Annotated in this window: 14 protein-coding genes; 8 read left to right on the top strand and 6 right to left on the bottom strand. The window is 55.9% G+C overall.

Going from position 1 to position 21,001, the window contains the following annotated elements:
- Positions 1 to 109: 109 nt before the first annotated feature.
- The 3 genes from H8B15_RS10280 to egtB all read right to left on the bottom strand — a co-directional run bounded on the left by H8B15_RS10280 (position 110) and on the right by egtB (position 3,731).
- Complete coding sequence (locus tag H8B15_RS10280) at positions 110 to 1,225, bottom strand: pyridoxal phosphate-dependent aminotransferase (protein WP_187319597.1); 1,116 nt, start codon at positions 1,223 to 1,225, stop codon at positions 110 to 112.
- A gap of 48 nt (positions 1,226 to 1,273) precedes the next feature.
- Complete coding sequence (gene egtD, locus H8B15_RS10275) at positions 1,274 to 2,272, bottom strand: L-histidine N(alpha)-methyltransferase (protein ID WP_187319596.1); 999 nt, start codon at positions 2,270 to 2,272, stop codon at positions 1,274 to 1,276.
- Positions 2,273 to 2,417: 145 nt separating this feature from the next.
- Positions 2,418 to 3,731 (bottom strand): ergothioneine biosynthesis protein EgtB, encoded by a 1,314-nt coding sequence (gene egtB, locus H8B15_RS10270; protein ID WP_187319595.1) that lies wholly within the window; start codon positions 3,729 to 3,731, stop codon positions 2,418 to 2,420.
- A 254-nt stretch (positions 3,732 to 3,985) separates the two neighbouring features.
- Between egtB and H8B15_RS10265 the strand changes: the two genes are divergently transcribed.
- The 3 genes from H8B15_RS10265 (at position 3,986) to H8B15_RS10255 (ending at position 6,774) form a co-directional block, all read left to right on the top strand.
- Complete coding sequence (locus H8B15_RS10265; RefSeq protein WP_187319594.1) at positions 3,986 to 4,237, top strand: KGG domain-containing protein; 252 nt, start codon at positions 3,986 to 3,988, stop codon at positions 4,235 to 4,237.
- A 123-nt stretch (positions 4,238 to 4,360) separates the two neighbouring features.
- Positions 4,361 to 5,428, top strand: a complete 1,068-nt coding sequence (locus H8B15_RS10260; protein WP_187319593.1) for an o-succinylbenzoate synthase — start codon at positions 4,361 to 4,363, stop codon at positions 5,426 to 5,428.
- Positions 5,429 to 5,499: 71 nt separating this feature from the next.
- Entirely contained in the window at positions 5,500 to 6,774 is a 1,275-nt protein-coding gene (locus H8B15_RS10255) for an aspartyl protease family protein (RefSeq protein WP_187319592.1), read from the top strand.
- 169 nt (positions 6,775 to 6,943) lie between these two features.
- On the opposite strand, the gene H8B15_RS10250 is transcribed toward H8B15_RS10255, so the two are convergent.
- On the bottom strand, positions 6,944 to 8,680 hold the full coding sequence (locus tag H8B15_RS10250) for a phospho-sugar mutase (protein ID WP_187319591.1): 1,737 nt from the start codon (positions 8,678 to 8,680) through the stop codon (positions 6,944 to 6,946).
- A 271-nt stretch (positions 8,681 to 8,951) separates the two neighbouring features.
- Here H8B15_RS10250 and H8B15_RS10245 point away from each other — a divergent pair, with 271 nt between their 5' ends.
- A complete protein-coding gene (locus H8B15_RS10245) occupies positions 8,952 to 9,338 on the top strand; it encodes a hypothetical protein (protein ID WP_187319590.1) in 387 nt (128 codons plus the stop codon).
- 124 nt (positions 9,339 to 9,462) lie between these two features.
- On the opposite strand, the gene H8B15_RS10240 is transcribed toward H8B15_RS10245, so the two are convergent.
- Both H8B15_RS10240 and H8B15_RS10235 read right to left on the bottom strand, forming a co-directional pair.
- Positions 9,463 to 11,376: an ABC-F family ATP-binding cassette domain-containing protein gene (locus tag H8B15_RS10240; RefSeq protein ID WP_187319589.1), complete on the bottom strand. Its 1,914-nt coding sequence runs from the start codon at positions 11,374 to 11,376 to the stop codon at positions 9,463 to 9,465.
- A gap of 30 nt (positions 11,377 to 11,406) precedes the next feature.
- Positions 11,407 to 11,640: a hypothetical protein gene (locus H8B15_RS10235; protein ID WP_187319588.1), complete on the bottom strand. Its 234-nt coding sequence runs from the start codon at positions 11,638 to 11,640 to the stop codon at positions 11,407 to 11,409.
- Positions 11,641 to 11,744: 104 nt separating this feature from the next.
- Between H8B15_RS10235 and murI the strand changes: the two genes are divergently transcribed.
- From murI to H8B15_RS10215, 4 genes are all read left to right on the top strand, one after another.
- Positions 11,745 to 12,569, top strand: coding sequence for a glutamate racemase (gene murI, locus H8B15_RS10230; protein WP_187319587.1), 825 nt, complete (start codon positions 11,745 to 11,747; stop codon positions 12,567 to 12,569).
- Between the two features lie 360 nt (positions 12,570 to 12,929).
- Positions 12,930 to 16,691, top strand: coding sequence for a T9SS type A sorting domain-containing protein (locus H8B15_RS10225; RefSeq protein ID WP_187319586.1), 3,762 nt, complete (start codon positions 12,930 to 12,932; stop codon positions 16,689 to 16,691).
- 163 nt (positions 16,692 to 16,854) lie between these two features.
- Positions 16,855 to 19,884 (top strand): lamin tail domain-containing protein, encoded by a 3,030-nt coding sequence (locus H8B15_RS10220; protein WP_187319585.1) that lies wholly within the window; start codon positions 16,855 to 16,857, stop codon positions 19,882 to 19,884.
- 192 nt (positions 19,885 to 20,076) lie between these two features.
- A complete protein-coding gene (locus H8B15_RS10215; protein WP_246455382.1) occupies positions 20,077 to 20,898 on the top strand; it encodes an SDR family oxidoreductase in 822 nt (273 codons plus the stop codon).
- Positions 20,899 to 21,001 lie beyond the last annotated feature (103 nt).

The raw sequence follows: 21,001 nt of genomic DNA, 5'->3' as shown, positions 1-21,001 counted from the left end.
CCAGCCCCTCCCCTCCGGGAGAGGGGTGCGTTCAACAGTTCTTGCACATGTCGTCTGGCACCCCCTTTCCCGGAGGGGAGGGACTGGGGTTGCTGACAGCGCTCTAAATTCACTTGCGCATTGCTTCCAGCGCCATTCGCAGCCGAGGTAGCGCCTCGGTTAGTACCTCGGGCTCCACGGCGTACGACAGCCGCACAAAGCCCGGCGTGCCGCAGCTGGTGCCGTCTACCACCTCTACTCCGTTGGATTTTAGATGGGCCACCAGGGCAACTGAGGCAACTTCCACCGATTCGGCTGGGGGCAAGTAGGCGCGTAAGTCGGGGAAGGCGTAGTAGGTGCCGGCCGGTGGGGGTAGGGTGGGCACGTGGGGTAGGGCGGCCAGGGCGTGCAGGAGTTGCGCCCGGTTGGGCGCCAGACGGGCCAACAGGTCGGCCGCAATGGCGTCGGCGGCTTCTACGGCCGCTTGGGCCGCTGCCTGGGCCGGCGCGGGCACCGATTTGCCGGTGGCAAACTGAATGGCCGCGCAGCTGCGGGCTAGCGCTGGCGGTATTACCAAGTAGCCTACGCCCCAGCCCACCAGCTCCAGCGACTTCGAGAAGCCATTGAGCACCAGATGCTGCGCGTGCGGATCAGGGAAGGAAAGCAGGGTAGGGGTAGGCTCCTCGCCAAACTGCACCAGGTCGTAGATTTCATCGGAGAGCACCAGCACCTTGGGGTGTTGTTGCGTGACTTCCAGCAGCGCCCCTACCTCCGCCCGCGTGTAAAGACGACCGGTGGGGTTGTTGGGGTTGGTGAGGAGCAGCAAACGAGTGCGGGGCGTGAGGGCCTCCGCGAGCTGCGCCGGGGTAAAGGCGTAGTTATCATCGGCTGAAAGCGGCAGCATACGCGCCACACCACCGGCCCGTCGAATCACCTCCCAAAAGCCAAACCATGCGGGCGTTGGTACCAGCACTTCGTCGCCGGGTTGCAGCACGGCTTGCAGCAGCGTGAGCAAACCTGCTTTGCCGCCAGGCGTCACCACCACATGCTCGGGCGTTACGTGGGCAGCGCCTCGTTTTCGGTAGTGCGCCGCCAGGGCCGCACGTAGTTTCAGTTGCCCTTCGGCCGCCGATACCGGCAATGCCCGTTCGCTGCGCAGGGTAGCCATAGCCGCTTCCACCGCCACGGCGGGGGTAGGGTAGGGGCCGTAGCCGGAAGCCAAGCTCACTAAGGACATAGAAGGCATAGACGGAGAGGTCAGGAAGGAGAAACGTAACTGCAGGTGGGGCCGTGGCTACTCAGGCGCCAGCACCACATCGGCGAAATACGCCTGCGCATCTGAGAAGGAATGAACCAGTGTGAGCCCCGCCTCCTGTCCCAACTGCTTGATTTGGGGGAGGGTGAATTTGTAGGAGTTTTCGGTATGAATCATCTCCCAGGCCGCAAACGCTACGTCCAAATTCAGGGCCGCAAACTGCACCGTTTGGGCGCGGGTACTCACCAAAAAGGAGCGTACGGCCCCGCTCAGCGGGTCATAATCGGTATAGTGCTGCCAGTGCGCCAAGTCGAAGTTGGCGCCCAGCTCCCGGTTCAGGCGCTTAAGCAGGTTGAAGTTGAAGTCCGCCGTGATGCCCTGCGTATCATCATACGCAGCCCGAATCAGGCGCGGGTCTTTTTGAAGGTCGAAGCCGATGAGCAGCCGGTCGTCGGAGGAGAGCGGGCGGGCCACGCTTCGTAGAAAGTCATGCCGGTCTTCGGGTAGAAAATTGCCGATGTTGGAACCCAGAAACAGCACGGCTTTGCGGCCGGGCCGGGCCGCTAGTAGCGTCAGGGCGTCGGCGTAGTCGGCCGTTACGGGCTCCACAGGTAGCGTCGGCAGCTCGTCGGCCAAGCTGGCCACCAAGCCATCCAGCGCCCCTGTCGAAATATCTACCGGCACGTAGGTAAAACGGGCGTTGGTAGCGAGCAAGTGGCGCAGTAAAATCTTGGTTTTCAGGCCGTCGCCGGCGCCCAACTCCACCAAAAAAAAATGCTCGTCGGCGGCTGCGGGGCGCAAGGCATCGGCAATGGCGGCCTGGTGCGTGGTTAGCAGCGCAAACTCGGTGCGGGTGGGGTAATACTCCGGCAGGGCCATAATCTGCTGAAACAGCCGGCTGCCCTCGTCGTCGTAGAAATACATCGACGACAGCATTTTGGGCATACGGCTCAGGCCATCGGCTACGTGCTGGCCCAAATCAGTAGTAGAAGCAGGTGCCACTGGCTCGGTGGAGGTAGGAGAGGAGAGGTGGGGCATGAAGGAAAAGGTGTCGGGTGCAGTTTTACAATGAGGTTGTCATCTTGAATGAAGCGAAGGACCCTCTCACGATATTGAACGACAGACGTAATAACAACTCGTTCAACTGGCAGAAGATCCTTCGCACCACTCAGGATGACAGACGCTACCGGGCCAGGCGAATACCCGTGAACTGCCAGCGCTTATCGGCGTGGAAGAAGTTGCGGTAGGTAGGACGGATGTGGCTCTCAGGGGTGGCGCAAGAGCCGCCGCGCAGCACCAGTTGATTCACCATAAACTTGCCGTTGTATTCGCCCAGTGCCCCGGCCGCGCGCTGGTAGCCAGGGTAGGGATGGTAGGGCGAGTAGGTCCATTCCCAAGCGTCGCCGAGCAGCTGATGGCACTGGCTGGGGTCGGCGTCGGTGGGTAGGGGCTGCGGGTCGAACAGGCCGCTTTCGAGGAAGGTGCCGGCCGCCGTGGTGGGCTGAAACTGCCGGGCCGCAATTTCCCATTCCTGCTCCGTGGGTAGGCGGTGGCCGGACCACTGCGCGTAGGCATCGGCCTCGTAGAAGCTGATTTGCGTTACCGGCGCGGCCATATTCAGGGGTTGCAAGCCGTGGTGGGTGAAACGCAGCCACTGCCCGTCTTTCTCCACCCAATACAGCGGGGCCTGCCAGCCTTCGCGCTGCACCAGCTCCCAGCCTTCCCCCAACCAATAGCGGAAATCATTATAGCCGCCGGCTTGTATGAATTCTAAGTATTCGGCATTGGTTACCAGCCGGTTCTGTAGCTCAAAGTCGGCCACGTAAGTACTGTGCACCGGCAGCTCATTGTCGAAGCAAAAGTCGGTGCCCTCGTAGCCCACGCGGTGCACGCCCCCCGTTACGGGCAGCCAGGTGGCGGCCGGTGCCTGGGTAGGCGCTGGCTGCGCGTCGGGTGCGGGGAGGTAGGCAGGCGCCAAGGGGCTGGTACTCAGAATGTATTTGATATCCGTAGCCAGGAGCTCCTGGTGCTGCTGCTCGTGCTGCAAGCCCAGCTCAAACAGCTCGGCAAACGTGGCGGGCAGCGTGTCGGCCAGGGCCAGCAGCTGCGCCATGTGCGCGTCTACGTGGGCACGATAGGCATACACATCGGCCAGAGGCGGGCGCGAGATGGTGCCACGGTCGGCGCGGTTTACGCGGCTGCCTAGCGAGTTGTAATAGGAGTTGAACAGGTAGGCGTACCCGGGGTGAAAAACCGTATAGCCCGGCAGGTATTCGCGCAGCAGAAACGTCTCGAAAAACCAGCTCATGTGCGCCAAGTGCCATTTCGGTGGGCTCACATCGAGGGTAGGCTGCACCACTGTATCCTCGGCCAGCAGCGGGCGGCACAGCGCCACCGACTGCTCGCGCACGGCCTGGTAGCGGGTTAGCCAGTTGGTGTTGAGGGTGGTAGAGGTAGCGGCAGCGGTAGCGGTAGATGGGGATGCAGTAGTAGACATACGAAATGGAATTGGCTGGTTGTTAATACGTACGGCAAAAGGTAGGTGTTGGACAATGAATTGTGCTACATGCGACGCTTTATAAGCTCATCCGTATTTGTCGCGGCGCGTTGCGGTAAGTAACTATACTGTTCAGTATAAACCTTGATTTATAGCTATAAAGGTGTGCCTTTCTATTCTTTTTATCGTCTCTTGTTTCGACTTGCTTATGTAGATAGCAGGTTTTGTACTTCATCCACTTACTCCTAAACGCTATGCAAACCAACGCAACTCCCGCTGCCACAACCCGTCGCCCCGCACAACGCCGGGCCAACAAGGCCGTTACGAAAAGCCCACGCGGCTTTGCGGCCATGGACCCCGAGCAGCAGCGCCGCATTGCCAGCGAAGGCGGAAAGGCCTCGCACGCCAGCGGCCGCGGGCACCGTTTCACCTCAGAAGAGGCCCGCGCTGCCGGCCGCAAAGGTGGTATGGCCAGCCGCACGCGTCCGGCCACAGCTACTCGCTAAGTAGTTGCGAAGCTTATTGCATGCATAAACCCTTGGCTTGGCCAAGGGTTTATTTTTTGTAGAAACCAACCGAAATCAATTCACGCTGTTGTGTACCAACGGCCCCTATGCCGTAGGTTTTCTATGCTTACGCTCCGCTACTCGCACCGCCCGCTTCGCTTCAACTTCCCGGCCCGCACCTCGCGCGGTGCCCTCACGGAGCACGTGGCCTGGTACCTACACGTCTACGACACCGCCCAGCCCCACGTGGTAGGGCTAGGCGAAGCCGCCCCGCTGGCCGGCCTCAGTCCCGACTACGGCCCTGGTTTCGAGGCACACATTCAGGCACTGTGCGCCGAGTTCAACCGCCGTGCCCTGGCAGAGTCGCCACCCGAACACGCGCACCAGCTGGTGGGAGAAGAGCTGCCCGCCCTGCGCTTCGCCCTCGAAACCGCCCTGCTCGACCTGCACCACGGCGGCCAGCGCCTGCTCTACGATACGCCGTTCAGCCGGGGGGAGGCGGGCCTACCCATCAACGGGCTGGTCTGGATGGGCGATGCGGCCTTCATGCGTGAGCAAATCCAGAAAAAGCTGGCGGAAGGCTACTCCTGCCTGAAGTTGAAAATCGGAAGCCTGGATTTTGCCACGGAGCTACAGCTGCTGCGCGAAATCCGAGCGGTGGCCGGCCCCAAGGAGCTGACGCTGCGCGTGGATGCCAACGGCGCCTTTGCACCCGCCGAGGCGCTGGCCAAACTGGTGGCATTGAGTGAGTTTGCCATTCACTCCATCGAGCAGCCCATTCGGGCGGGGCAGTGGGCGGAAATGGCCCGTCTCTGCCAGGAGTCGCCGGTGCCAGTGGCCCTGGATGAGGAGTTGATTGGCGTGCCGGCCGAACAGCAAACGGCGCTGCTTTCAGAAATTCGGCCGGCCTACATCATCCTGAAACCAACCTTGGTGGGCGGGCTACAACGCACGCTCCAGTGGCTGCACGCGGCCAACCAGCTAGGCATTGGCTGGTGGCTGACCTCGGCGCTGGAGTCCAATGTGGGGCTGAATGCCATCAGTCAATTTGCCGGGCAGTACGTAACCGACGGCTTTCCGCAGGGCCTGGGCACGGGCCAGCTCTACCACAACAACGTGGCGGCGCCGCTGCACATTCGGGGTGGGGCGCTACACTACAATCCACAGGGTACGTGGGAATTGCCGGGGTAAGCTAGGGTAGGGGTGAGGTAGCAGGGCGTACGTTTTTTACGTATCTTCCCCGACGCCCTTTCCCACCCCGTATGCTCCTGGTTCAAGCACTTGCACTGATTTTTCAGGGTAGTCGTCTGTGGCTGCTGGCGGCACTGCTGCTGAGCGCCGGGCCGCTGGCAGCGCAGGAAAAGCCGGCCTTCCGGTTCGAGCGGCCGAGCACGCGCCGCATCAGCCTACCGTTTCTGTTGCAGCGCAATCTGATTATTGTGAGTGCCCGGCTCAACGGACAGGGACCTTATAATTTCCTGCTCGATTCGGGGGTAGGGATTTCCATTCTCACCGATCCGGCCGTAAAGAATTTTCTGCAACTGCGCACCGGCGAAGAAATCCGGCTGATGGGTGCCGGCGAATCGGAGCAGCCGCTGCTGGCCTACCGCGTCGATAGCGTGCAGGTGCAGCTGCCGGGTGTGGTGGCACCTTCTCTCACATTCTTCACGCTTTCGGAGGATGTGCTCAACTTGTCGGCCTACGTGGGCATGCCCATTCACGGTATTCTAGGATACGATGTATTCCAGAGCTTTGTAGTGGAAATCCACGCCGACCCGGCCCTGCTCTACCTCCACGACCCCGTCCGCTACCAAGCACCCCGCTCGCGGCGGTGGGCGCGCATTCCACTGACGATGCGGGCCAACCGCACCTACCTGACCACCGCCGTGCAGCTCAACGACACGCTGACGATGCCCCTGAAACTGCTTCTGGACACGGGTGCAGGGCATGCCCTGTCTTTGGAAACCGGTTCGGCGTCCGATATCCCTCTACCCCAGCGCCGGCTGCGGGCGCAGCTAGGGCTGGGTCTTAGCGGCAACATCAATGGCTATCTGGCGCGGGTGCAGAGCATGCAGTTGGGGCGCTACCGGGTGCAGTCATTGCTCACGTCGTTTCCCGATGCGCAGGAAGTGCGCCTAAAAACTACCGTGCCGCGCGACGGTGGCCTGGGCTTCGAGCTGTTGAAGCGCTTCACCACCATCATCGATTACCATCGGAGTGTGCTGCTGCTACGTCCCAACACGCTCTACCACGACCCCTTCGAGCACGATATGAGTGGTATTGATCTACTGGCAGTTGGCACCGACTACCGCCGCTACCTGATTCTAAAGGTAGAGCCTGGCTCGCCCGCTGCCAACGCCGGCCTGCAACCCGATGATGAGCTGCTCATCATCAACATGCAGCCCACTGGGAGCATGACACTCACACAAATCAGCCGCCTGCTGCACTCCGGCGACAAGCGCGAGCTGATCTTCATCGTGCGCCGCCCCAACGGGGAGCTGTTTTCGACGAGCCTACGCCTAAGAAGGCAGATATGAGTGAGGGACTAGGGTAGTGAAACGAAAAGAGCTGTCATCCTGAGCAGCGCGAAGGATCTTCTCCTACAAAAACGAGAGGCGTAGCAACGACTCGTTCTTGCGGGAGAAGGTCCTTCGCGCTGCTCAGGATGACAGCCCTTTTCTTAATCTATCAGGTCCTAAATCAGCCCTATTTCAACTGCATATCCTCGATAATCGCCTGAATGCGCTGATCCAGCGTGCGGTCGGCCAGAGCAAAATCAACAGTGGACGCCAACGGCTGCTTCACGCTGAAGTAGAACTTGATTTTGGGCTCGGTGCCGCTGGGGCGGGCCGAGATTTTGCTGCCGTCTTCGGTCAGGAATTGTAGCACGTTGCTGCTTTCCAGGCCGGTGTCGGTGGTTTGGCCAGTGCGCTTATCCGTGATTTTACCAGTTTTGTAGTCCCGGATTTCCACTACCGGTGAGCCGGCAATGGTAACGGGCGGGTTGGCGCGCAGCTCGCGCATCATCTCCTGAATTTCCTCGGCGCCGCGCTGGCCCTTCTTGGTCAGCGAAATCAGGTGCTCTTTGTAGAGGCCATAGTCGGCGTACATCTGCACCATTTCCTCGTAGAGCGTGCGGCCCTTGTCTTTGGCCACGGCTGCCATTTCGGCCACCAACGCGCACGCCGATACGGCATCTTTATCGCGCACGAAGTCACCAATCATGAAGCCGTAGCTTTCCTCGCCGCCGCAGATGTAGGTTTCCTGGCCTTCCAGGTCGCGGATGATGCCAGCAATGTATTTGAAGCCCGTGAGCGTGTTGTAGGCCTTCACCTGGTAGCGGTTGGCAATGTCGCCCAGCACGTCGCTGGTTACAATGGTGTACACGATGAAGTCCTTATCGGTCATCTTGCCGGCGTGCTTGCGGGCCGAGAGGATGTACTGCGTGAGCAGCGCGGCCGTCTGGTTGCCGTTCAGCAGCACCCATTCGCCTTTATCGTTTTTCACGCCCATGCCCACGCGGTCGGCGTCGGGGTCGGTGGCTAGTACGATGTCGGCATCCAAGGCTTTAGCCTGGTCAAGAGCCAGTTGCATGGCCACTTTCTCCTCGGGGTTCGGCGACTGCACTGTGGGGAAGTTGCCGTCCGGAGTGGCCTGCTCTTGTACTACATGCACGTTGCGGAAGCCGAAGCGCTCCAGCGCCTGCGGTACCAGCGTGATGCCCGTGCCGTGCAGGGGGGTATACACAATCTTCAGGTCCGACTGGCGCTGAATAGCGGCCGGGTCGATGCTGAGTTGCTGTACTTGCGTGAGGTAGGCATCATCTAGCTCCTGTCCAATCAAGTGAATCCGTGAATCATCGGCCTGGAACCTCACCTCATCCACCGACTGAATGCTCTGTACTTCCTCGATGATATTCTTATCGTGCGGCGCCACCACTTGGGCACCGTCGTTCCAGTATACCTTGAAGCCGTTGTACTCCTTGGGGTTGTGCGAAGCCGTGATAACGCACCCGCTCTGGCAGCCCAGGTAGCGAATGGCAAACGACAGCTCCGGGGTAGGGCGCAGGGCATCGAACAGATATACGGTGATGCCGTTGGCCGAGAAAATATCGGCCGCGATGCGCGCAAACTCTTTGCTGTTGTTGCGCGAGTCGTGGGCAATGGCCACTTTGATTTCCTGGCCGCCAAACGAACGCAGCAGGTAGTTGCTCAGGCCCTGCGTGGCCATGCCCAGCGTATAGCGATTCATGCGGTTGGAGCCCGCGCCCATTACGCCGCGCAGGCCGCCGGTGCCAAACTCCAGGTCGCGGTAGAAGGCATCGTTGAGCGCATCGTCCTGGCCAGTGGCTACCAGTTGCTGAATGTCGGCTTTGGTGCTCGCATCGTAGTTGCCGGAGAGCCAGGTATTGATTTTCTGCTGAACGTCGGGGGAGAGAGCCATAAAAGGGAATTGAAGAAGTAAAAAACGTCGGTCTTTTGAGAACGGCGGTAAAGAAAAGAGGTTTACACAATATCAGCGCGAAAAGCACCGGCGAATCTTTGCCAGTGCGTAGAAGAAGCCACTACCGGGCTGTCGGAAACAACTGTCGGCGGCCTCGTATATTAGTCTGTCGGTTGGCCTTTCGCGGGTTGCACAGCCCGGCCACCGTAGAAATGTAGGGATTCCTCCCCACCTTTGTACCGCTAACTCTAACCTCCGCCGTTGTACACCTATGAACGTTACTGAACTAAATCAAGCCCTCGTTACCCTGATTGAGAAGAAGCAGGAATTGCAAACCCTCACCTACGACGACGCCCGTTACGACGACGTGGAAGAGGAGCTGCACGACCTGGAAGACGACTTCAACGATGAGTACGGCCAGTTTCTGGAAGAAGCGCTGGAGAAAGTGCACGACGACCTGGGTTCCGATACCGACGTGCTGCTGCCCACTGCCTACCTGCCCGCCAACACCAGCGGCGAGCCTACTCCCAAGGAAGGCGTCTGGATCGACTCGGAGAAATATTCCGGCAAGGAAGCCCGCCTCACGCTCATCCCCAACCCTACCCGCCTTTTTCTGACAGTAGGCAAAGCCGTGCGCCAAGAAGTGTGGAAGGCGTAGGGTGATGTGCTGATGGGTTGATTGTTGATGTGCTGATAGGGAAATAAAAAGGGTATCATCCTTCGCAAGTTCAGGATGATACCCTTTTTATTTTACAACTTCACAAGCTCACCACTTCACTATTTTAAACAAACTCGGCTAGTTCCAGCCACCGCTCACCCTTCACGTCGAGTTCGGTATCAATCTTCTTGAGGCGGGCGGCCCAATCGGCTAGCTCCTGTGGGGCGCCAGTGCCGCTGCTGAGCTTTTCTACAAGTTGCTGCTTTTCGGCTTCCAACTTCTCCATGTCGGCTTCTAAGGCCTCATACTCCTTTTTCTCGGCAAACGAAGCCTTGCGCTTGGGCGTAGCCGCAGGGGTAGGAACGGGGGCAGCCGGGGCGGCGGCAGGCGCCACGCCAGCGGCGGCCTTGGCCGTTTTGGCGGCTTGCTGCTGATATTCGGCCGTGTTGTGCTCCTTCTGCCACTCGCGGTAGTCGGTGTAGTTGCCGGGGAAGTTATGCATCACGCCGCCTGGCTCCAGCACAAACACGTGCTCTACCAGCGCATCCATGAAGTAACGGTCGTGCGATACGATGAGCAAGCAGCCTGCGAAATTCAGCAAGAAGTCTTCCAGGATATTCAGTGTAATGATATCCAGGTCGTTCGTCGGCTCGTCCAGAATCAGGAAGTTGGGGTTCTTGATCAGCACGCGCAACAGCTGCAAGCGGCGCTTTTCGCCTCCGCTCAGCTTGCTCACCAGCGTATACTGCTGGGCCGGCGGAAACTGGAAGTGCTGCAAAAACTGCGAGGCCGTTACCACGTCGCCGTTAGCCATTTCCACTACTTCGGCCACCTCCTTCACAATATCAATCACGCGCTGCGACTCGTCGAATTCCAGCTCCGTTTGGGTGTAGTAACCAAACACGGTGGTCTGACCTGCATCTACAGTACCCGAGTCGGGCGCCAGGCGGCCCGTGAGCATGTTCAGCAGGGTAGACTTGCCCGCGCCGTTGGGACCAATCAGGCCGATGCGGTCTTTTTTCTTGAACACATAGCTGAAATCATCCAGCACCACATGGTCGCCGAACTGCTTGTGCAAGTGCTCTACCTCAATGATCTTGCCGCCCTGGCGGGTCGTTTTCACTGACAGCTCCAGCTGTGGACCGCCAATCTTGGTTTTGGCTTTCTCCTGCGTTTCGTAGAACGCGTCGATGCGGGCTTTTTGCTTGGTGCCGCGGGCCTGAGGCTGGCGGCGCATCCACTCCAATTCCTTGCGCAACAGGTTACGGGCCTTCTCTACCTCCACGGTTTCCATCTGCTCGCGCTCAGCCTTCTTCTCCACGAAGTAAGAGTAGTTGCCCTGGTAGCGATGCACGCGGCCCTGGTCCAGCTCCACAATTTCGTTGGCTACCTTATCCAAGAAGTAGCGGTCGTGGGTCACCATCAGCAGCGTGAGGGTAGGGGAGGCCAGACGGTTTTCGAGCCACTCAATGGTGTCGAGGTCGAGGTGGTTGGTGGGCTCGTCCAGAATCAGCACGTCGGGCTCCTCAATCAGCACGCGGGCCAGGGCCACACGCTTGCGCTGCCCACCCGACAGGTTGCTGACCTTGCGTTCCAGCAGCTCACCCAAAATGCCCAGCCGTCCCAGAATCTGCTTCACCTGCGAGTCATAGTCCCAGGCATTGTGCGTGTCCATTAGTTCTAGCACCCTTTGCAACTCGTTGGGCGAGTGGTTGGGGTCGTTCACCACGTGCTCGTAGTCGCGGATGGCGGCCAAGGTAGCGTTTTGGCTGGCAAAGATGGTTTCCTCCACCGTCAGGTTCTCGTCGAACACCGGCTGCTGGCCTAGAAAAGCCACGCGGGTTTCCTTGCGCACGCTCACCGAGCCCGTGTCGCCGGGCTCAATGCCGGCCAAAATGCGCAGCAACGTGGTTTTGCCGGTGCCATTGATGCCGACCAGCGCCACGCGCTGCCCCTGTTGCAGGCCGAAGTTCAGGTCGCGGAACAACCAACGGTCGGCATAATTTTTTGAGATATTCTCAGCGGAAAGCAGATTCATGTTACAAAGGTAACGTTCTGCGCCCGTGATTCAGATAATCCAGATGCGGTCCACGTGATGCTCATCACGCAGGATTTCCAAGCCCTTGTAGGCCACAGGCCGGCCGGCGTTAATGGCCAGCTCCTGTTGGGAGGTAGGAACAGCCGCCACATCCAGTACCAACTGCGTGTACAGTCGCTCGCCTAGCTCAATGGCCACCGGCCGGCCGCGGCGAGAGTCGAAGGCAAGCAGTGCAGCATCGATTTTTGCTAAAACTTCACTCATAGGCACTGAATGAAAAGAGAGTGAGAAATATAGCAGATAATGGAGTAATATACCGCAACGCAGGTCCGTACCACACCTCGAATTGTCCTACCTTCGCGCCCGATATGGCGCCTTCTTCTGATTTTGCATCCCGCCCCATCGGCATCTTCGACAGCGGTATTGGTGGCCTCACGGTAGCCAGGGCCGTAAACCGTGCCCTACCCCACGAGCGACTTGTTTACTTCGGCGATACAGCGCACTTGCCCTACGGCGACAAGTCGACCGCCGCCATTCAGGCGTATTCTGTTAAGATCTGCGACGTGCTGCTGCGGCAGCAGTGCAAGGCTATTCTCATTGCCTGCAACTCGGCTTCAGCCGCTGCCTACGAGTTGGTACGCGAATATGTGGGTAGCAAAGCGCTGGTGCTGAATGTAATAGATCCTATTGTGGCGTACGTAGGGCAGCACTACGCCGGGCGCACCATTGGCCTGATTGGTACCAAGCAAACAGTAGGCTCCAACGTCTACCGCAAAAAGATTGACGACTTAGCCGCTGGGATTGAGTTGCACGCCTTGGCTACCCCGCTGCTGGCCCCTATGGTAGAGGAGGGTTTTTTTGATAATGCTATTAGTGAAAGCGTTATCCAGAATTACTTGTCCGATTCGTCACTGGAAGCTATTGAGGCGTTGGTGCTAGCCTGTACCCATTATCCCTTGATTCGGGAACAGATAACCCAATTCTACCAGGACCGTATTGACGTGCTTGATCCTTCTGACGTAGTAGCTGCAGCCCTAAAAGTGTTGCTAACAGAGCATGAACTGCTGGCGACAGTCTCCGTTCGACCGCAACATCATTTCTACGTATCCGATTTTACACGCAGTTTTGAGGAAAGCACCCGTATCTTCTTTGGGCAGGAAGTGGACTTGGAGTTATATCCGCTGTGGGAGTAACCAAGTATTAGTATTGTAGACTGTATGATCGGGAAAGTTATATCACCTATTTTGCATTGCGAAACAAGTCGCTCCGTCTAGCAATTGTACTTAGCTAGGGAATAGTCATACCGTAAAGTATTATAAATCAATAGTACACATAGTAGAATAATACGTAATTAGTGTCTCATTACGGGGCTTGGCATGAATTATGGCTCCCTAAATGGAAGGAATAATGAAGAATGCCTAATTGGCTTTTATTAGATATATCATAAATTTTCATTAAATATTTATGATATAGAATAGACTTGTTGCGTAGAAGCACAAACCTTATGCTTCGAAAAAAGCATATTTCAGAAGAACCTCCTTTTTCCACTCATTATGAAAAAATTGTACAGTTTGCCCTGGGGAAGATATGCTCGACCTTGGGTTGCAGTTCTGCTCTTACTGTTAAGTTCATCAGTAAGCAGTTTTGCTCAAGCTTTTACGGAAACATTTGGTACAGCAGCGACTAAAACAGTAGGTGCTGCTAATACGGCTAAAGACTTCGATAATAAGCAGCTTATATTTTCTGGTAACTCTTCGGTGCTGAATAATGATAATTCAGAGGAGTTGCCTATACCAGCATCCAGTGGTTATGCTGGAGCTTCTGGTGGATCGTTACTTTATTTTGGCCCTTTACAGAATGGTGTAAGAGATTTTCCACAAGATGGTGTGGTATACACTACCTCTATACGGCCTATAGATATTTCTAACCTTACTAATATCAGCTTAAGCTTTGGGGTCTACGTAGATCCAGGAGGATATTCCCAACCAGGAGATTTCGTAGCAGAATATAGGACTGCATCTTTTGGTGCTGGTAGCACATACATAGCCATTGGCAACGTAGACATTAGCCGTCCGGGATGGAATTTAGTAACCTTTAATAATCCTTTTGTAGGGTCTCCTACCTCAAAAACTATAGAATTGAGATTCCGACGCCTTGCTACTTCGGGTGATCTTATTGCTATTGATGATGTTCGTCTAATCGGTACTGTTGCGTCAAACTTCACTATTACGCCAACATCTTTAGGGTTTCCGAATACGGCTATCAATGCTCAATCGGCCTCGCAAACGGTTAGTGTTTCGGGTAGTGGGCTAACTTCTAATATCAACGTTGTCGCGCCATCTGGTTACCGAATCCGCAGGCAGGGCGATGCTGCTTATTTAGCGGAAGGGGCTACCCTTGCATTAGTCCCAACTAACGGTGCTGTCAATTCGGTTGTAGAAGTTGTTTTCAATCCAACGGCTGCAGGTACATATAGTGGGCAGATTACGTTTAATACTACAGGAGTTACACAGAAAACAGTTTCAGTTAGCGGAACGGCTGTTGCACCAACTATTGCTGTTTCACCTTCAACGCTGGCATTCGGCAACGTAGAAACAAACACTAAGTCGAACACCCAGAGCATTGCTGTTCAGGGTAGCAGCTTAATGGGCGATATTTCTGTGCAAGTGCCAACTGGCTACGAATTCCGCAAGCAAGGTGATGCTGCTTATCTCACTGCTGGTAACACGCTAATGCTCACACAGGCTAGTGGTACTGTGAATGCAGTAGTGGAAGTTCGATTTGCTCCTGTAGTGACAGGTGCATTCAATGGTAACGTGTCGTTTGTTAGCGCTGGTGCAACTACGCAGTTTGTTACGCTTACAGGCACAGGAGTTGCTCCAGCACCAGTTGTTACGGTTTCACCCGCCAATATCACTTTCTCGGATACACAGGTTGGACGCTCCTCTACTGCCATTTCTTTCTTTGTAAGCGGGCAAAATCTTGATAACAATACGATCATAGTTAACTCGCCTTCAAATGAGTTTCTAATCCGTCGTGGCACAGCGGGAGCTTTTGGAGCGCAAGTCACATTGACTGGAACTGGTGGTACGTTGAATAGCACTGAGCTACAAGTGCAATTTTCGCCTTCTACTACCGGTAATCGGGCTGCTACTATTGCTGCTTCTTCGGGTACCACTGTTAACTCCATTCTACAAGTGAATGGCAATGGTTTGGCTGCTCCTACTGTAGCTGATATTTTTATTAATCCCGACCCAGCAACGTTAGATTTCGGTCCGGTTTCCTCAAACGGATCGGCGCAGGTACTGACATTTAAGGTTGGTGGTACACTGCTGGGAACTAACCCACTGGTGCTAACGCCCGCCAGCTCTGCTTCATCAAATCCCAATATTGAAATTCGTGAAGCAGGGATAGGTGATTTTGAATCGAAGCCACTATCATTCCAGCCAGTCAATGGTAGGGTATCCGAGCGTACGATTGAAGTGCGACTAGCAGGCCCACTTACCACAGGTAACTACGCTGGTACGATTACAGCTAGCAGCCCTAACAGCGGAGCGCCTAATAAAATAGTAAACGTGGTGGCAAACAGTAATGGCACTGCTGCGACCATATCAGCCGATAACACTCTGACCGACTTCTCAACGGTTCCTGGTGTCGCTTCAGCAACTCAAAGCTATAAGTTGAATGGTCAGGGCTTAATTCGTGATATTACGGTACAAGCTCCCAACAACTTTCAAGTGGCGTTGCAAGAAGCAGATTTCGCTACTTTAAACGGTGCTACTGGCAATACAATCACCGTGACGCGCAACAATGCTACCGGTGACGGATTTCAAAATCCAGTGTCGATTTATGTTCGCTACTTGCCTTCTGTGGCCAGTGCTCAACCTGACTTAGCTAGCATTTCAAACACCAGCGACCCTGCCGTAGGAGCTGCCGTGCAGGTGAAAGGATTTAGCGCTCCTTCAGTTGAGATTTTGGCGCAAACTCCGCAAATCAACAACGTAGTAATCGGAACAGTATCAAACTTAGTAGCAGTTACGGTGCGTGCTTCGCGGGTTCGTCAAGCTATTACAGTAGCAGAAGTGCTGACACAGCCAAGCCAGTTCAACAATCCACTGCAGGATCAGTTCCAGATTTCGTTGACGCAGAATGATGCTGATTTTGGCCAAACAGTGACGTTCACCCCAGATGCAAATACATTTAGCATTGATCAGGTGGTATATGTGCGCTATAAACCTACCCACATTGGGGATGCCACATCGAAGCTGCAATTCCGTAGCGATGATTTTACGGTAAAGACCTTCCAGGATTTCTCGGTAAATGGCGGGCTCAGTGGTAGAGCACTCGACACGGAGCCTACTGTGCAAACAACTATCAGTGTAACACGTAATGGCTCGTCTGCCACTGTATTTTTCTCTCCAACACAGGGAGGAGCAGCAAATGGCTCAGGTGAAGGACGACTTATCATTGCTAGTCTTTCCAACTCACTAAGTGGCAGTTCGCAGCCGCAAGATGGACAAAGCTATCTAGCTGCAGATGGTACCTTTGGACAAGGCAATACTGTGGCACCAGGCTACTACGCTGTTTACACAGGTACCGGTGACCAAGCAGTAGTGAAAGGACTGGACCCTAACCAGCAATACTACTTCTATGTGTTCGACTACAACTATGTAGCGGTTAATAACTCAGGTCAGCGGTTGTCGGTGCCAGGTGCTGAGAACTACCGCACGCCAACACCTCCTACCCAAATAGTGCCAGTAGATGCTACTGTCCCAGGTACGCCGCTACCCGTAGAGTTGAAGTCGTTTGCTGCAAAACTCACTGCCCGTGGTGTGAAACTCGATTGGGCTACGGCCAGCGAGAAGAACAACAAAGGGTTTGAGGTGCAGCGCAGCCAGGATGGCGAGCAGTTTAGCGTGTTGCAGTTCGTGAAAGGGCAAGGCTCTAAGGGGAGCGAAACGGTGTACTCGACACTTGATGAGCAGCCTCTGTCGGGCACTTCTTACTACCGTCTGAAGCAGGTGGACGAAGATGGTACCTTTGCCTACTCGCCAATAGCTGCTATTACGAATACAGAAGCCGCCCGCGAGATGTCCTTCTATCCGAATCCAGTTCGTGATGTGCTGCACATCAGCGCCAACGAATCGCTTGTAGGTGCCCGTGTGATTGTAACGGACCTGACAGGACGGACGCTATTGACTAGCACGCTAGATGCTACAAACAGCGTTTCGCTTAGCACCCTACGTACTGGTACGTACTTGGTGACAATAGAAACGAAAGCCGAGAAAGTAACCCGGAAGGTGGTGAAAGAATAGGCTAATAGTTAGTCTTGTTACCAAAAGCGTCCTAAGTTCAGACTTAGGACGCTTTTGTGTTTTATACCGACTTGATGCTTTAAATGGCTGTTGGACCACATTTTGTATAACGATAGTAGTGTAGCTGATATCGTTTGTGTATTGTATTTAATCATTTTGCATTATGAATATCTGTGTGAAGCGGCGGAGCTATCTGTTCTCGAAAGTATGCTTCATAGTAGGGGGACTGTTCGCAACAGTAGCGATGCGCGGTCAGGCACAGCAGGCTGGTAGTGCCCGGCCCGCCGTTAGCTCATCTATTGTGATAAGTCAGGTGTATGGAGCAGGGGGCAACAGTGGGGCCACGTACAGGAATGATTTTGTGGAACTGTTCAACCGAAGCAATACTACAGTTGACCTGAGTGGCTGGACCGTGCAGTATGCCGCGTCTACCAGTACTTTTTCGGCAAGCCTTAGCCTTACCGGCTCCATTGCGCCGGGTCGTTATTACCTGATTCAGCTAGCTAGCGGTGGAACCATTGGTGCCGATTTGCCTGCGCCAGATGCAATGGGGCAAATTAGTATGGCGGGGACTGCCGGTAAGGTGGCCCTGGCAAACAGTGCTATGATCGTAACGGGGCCTACGGGAGCCAATGTGGTGGATTTCGTAGGCTATGGATCTACGGCAAACGACTATGAGGGTACCCTACCCACACTAGCACCAAGTGCTACGCTGAGCGTCAGTAGAGGAAGCAATGGATGCACGGATACAGATAACAACCGCACTGATTTTACGACGGGTACGCCGGCTCCGCGCAACAGTAGCGTGCCTGCCAACAACTGCGGGGCTGCGCTAACAGCAGTGCCATCCACGCTTACCAACTTTGTGACGACTACTGGTATTGATTCGGATGAGCAGAGCTATACTCTTACGGGTAGTAGCCTGAGCAACGCTGCCACCATTACGGCGCCGGCGGGATACGCCGTGGCTTTGGCGTCGGGTGGGCCTTACACTACGTCCGTAGCGACTGGCGCTCCGGTTGGCGGTAACTTGACGGCCACAGTATACGTGGTGTTGCGTAGTGCCACGGCTGGCACGGTGGCCGGAACAATCACCAATACTAGTGGCACTACCTCGGCTGGCGTTGTGGTTTCGGGAGCGGCCAACGCGCCGGTTACAAACACGCAAACCGTGCGGTGGGATGGAGGGGCGGGCACCAATTTCTGGTTTGATGCGGCCAACTGGAGCAACGATGCCGTGCCCGGTGCCACTACCGATGTAGTGCTGGACCACACGTTCGTAGCAGCCAGCTACAAGGTATTGCTGCAATCTGCGGCTACTACTACCGTCACGATAGAGCCCTCCGTTTCTATACAGTCGTTGGTTGTGAACCCTGGGGGTGGGGAGCCCATCGGCTTTGAAATACCAGCCCTCAATACCAACGGTAGCGCGCTAACCTTAATGCGTAGCGCTGCAAATGAGGTAGCATTAGCCATCTACAACAAGGGAACGGTGACAAACAGCGCCGGCCCGAATAGCAACAGCGCGGGGGCTGCACTGACGGTGGCCGGCACCAATCCGACGGTGTATATCTACAATGGCGGCACTTACCAGCACTATACCAACCGCGGGCACGCAACGGTAGTAGAAAACCTGGCGCCCGTTACCGGAACCGAGGCCGGCCGCTGGGAATTCCGTGTCACCAATACATCTTCTTCGGCGCTTTCTCTGAGCAAACGCAGTTACCCTACGCTGGTGCTGCGCGCCAATCCGGCCGCTACCGGCTCCATCACCAGCTACACCGGTAGTGGCACAGCCCTAACCATTCGGGGCGACTTGGTGATTGAACCAGGAGTTGTATTTGCTCCCAATGTGACGGGAGAATTGAAAATAGCGGGTAATCTGAACATCCAGGGAGCCATGCGCTTTGCGCCTACCAATACGGGCGCCCCAGCCACCGGGCAACTGGTGTTGAACGGGGTGCTACCCCAAACCATCAGCGGGGCTACCCTGGGCGCCGTAGGAACCGACAGCTACCTGAGTGCCGGCGTGACGCTGCAAATCAATAACCCTAATGGAGTGCTGCTGGCAACGCCTGTGATGGTGAACGGCACGCTGCAACTCACGGCGGGGCCGCTCATTACCACCATCGTTAATCCGTTGACCATGGCCATAGGAGCTGCTATTAATGGCGGCGCTGTGGAAAGCTTTATCAATGGCCCTATGTCGTATGTGGCTAATGGTGCCGGCAGCCTGCGGTTCCCATTGGGTAGGGTAGGACTTCGCGGTAGTGTGTATCGGCCGCTCGTACTCAACATCACCAAGCTCGCCTACCCGACCACTTTCACTGCTACCCAGGTAGAGGAAGGCGGCATAGGCAGCCTAAGCGGTGGCCTGACGCGGGTAAGTCGGGTGCGCTATTTTGAAATCACCCCCACGCCCGCCCCAGCCGCGGGCGACTTCGCTGGTACCGTGACGGTGAGCTATGGCGACGACGATTTCGTGAATGCGCCCGAAGCCGGTTCCCTGGTTGTTGCCAAGAACAACAATAACGTTTGGAGTAATATCGGCCGTAGCGCCTACACGGGCACCGCTAGCAGTGGCACCGTTACATCTGGTGAGTTTACTTCGTTCAGCTGGTTTGCGCTGGCCAGTACCAGCCCTCTTATTTCCCAAAACCCATTGCCGGTTGAGCTGACATCGTTCACGGCACAGCGTTGCGCTACTGGGGCGCTGCTGCGCTGGACCACGGCCACGGAGCTGAACAACGCACAGTTTGAGGTGTGGCGCAGCACCAATGGTAACACATTTGCGCTGGTAGGCAGTCTGCCCGGCCACAGCGCTACCACGCACACCCAAACGTATCAATATCTCGATAACACACTCGGCGGCGAGGCCGCTTCGTATCGGTTGCGGCAGATAGATACAGACGGGCAAGCTGCCGATGCGCCTGTACGTTCCGTCGCGGCGCTGTCGTTAGAAAAGCCGGGTTTCTTTTTCCCGAACCCGATAGGAGAGCAGCTAACACTGCATCTGGCTGCCGCCGCCACCTTTCGGGTTATAGACGGGGCAGGGCAGGTAGTGTACACAGGGCACGCTGCCGCTGGTACGACTACGCACTCCTTGGCTGCGCTTCCGGCGGGGCTATATACGCTTGAGATTCAGTGCGCAGGGCAAGATGTAGTTAGACATAAACTGCTGATTGTAAAATAAGTAGCTCCTATATTTTCGACAATAGAGGGATGAGGTTCTAGCGGAACAGGGACGGTTGCAGGGTAGGGAAGTAAGCCACGAACTGACTTACTCACGTGCTGATTACGGTTGCGCTATTTGCCACATTCCTGTAACCTGCGGGGTCATTTAGCAGTCTACGGACTATTCCGTTTTCTCTTTTTGACTTTGCATATGGCTATAGAAATGAAAGCGCAGCCACGGTTGCGCAACCAGGTGGCGCTGGTAACGGGCGGCAGCTCGGGCATTGGGGTAGGAGTATGTCTGGCCCTGGCCGCCGATGGCGCTAAGGTGGTAGTGAACTACCACAGCGACGAGGAAGGCGCCGATAAAACCGTGGCGGCCATCGAAAAAATAGGCGGCGAGGCCTACGCTGTGCGTGCCGACGTGAGCAAGGAGCCCGAGGTGCTGGCGATGTTCGAGGACATCAAAAAGCGCTACGGTACGCTGCATATCCTGGTCAATAACTCTGGTATTCAGAAAGATGCCAGCTTTTTGGATATGACCCTGGACGAGTGGAATGCGGTTCTCAACGTGAACCTGACGGGTCAGTTCCTGTGTGCCCGCGAAGCCGCCCGCGAATTTGTGAAGCGCGGCGTGCAGCCGGAGATTTCAAAAGCTGCCGGCAAAATTATCTGCATGAGCTCTGTGCACGAAGTAATTCCGTGGGCCGGGCACGTCAACTATGCCACGTCGAAGGGCGGTATCATGCTGATGATGAAGAGCATGGCGCAGGAATTGGCGCCGCACAAAATTCGGGTGAACAGCATTGGGCCGGGCGCCATTCAGACACCCATCAACGAAGAGGCCTGGGGCACGAAGAAAGCACTCAACAAACTGCTGGAACTGATTCCGTATGGCCGCATTGGGCAGCCCGACGATATTGGCGAGGTAGCCGCCTGGCTGGCTTCCGACGAATCGGACTACGTGACAGGGACTACGCTCTTTGCTGATGGGGGCATGACCCTCTACCCCGGCTTTGCCGATAATGGCTAATATTACTATGAACCTCATCAGTGCTCGTGTACTGTGGCTGTTGCTTGGCTATGGTGCACAAGCACTGGTGTTGGACAAGGTGTGCCGGTACACTAATCTGAAT

Origin of the sequence: Hymenobacter citatus (assembly GCF_014333615.1) — a bacterium.
GTDB lineage: Bacteria > Bacteroidota > Bacteroidia > Cytophagales > Hymenobacteraceae > Hymenobacter > Hymenobacter citatus.
This window is presented reverse-complemented; position numbering and strand designations above follow the sequence as displayed.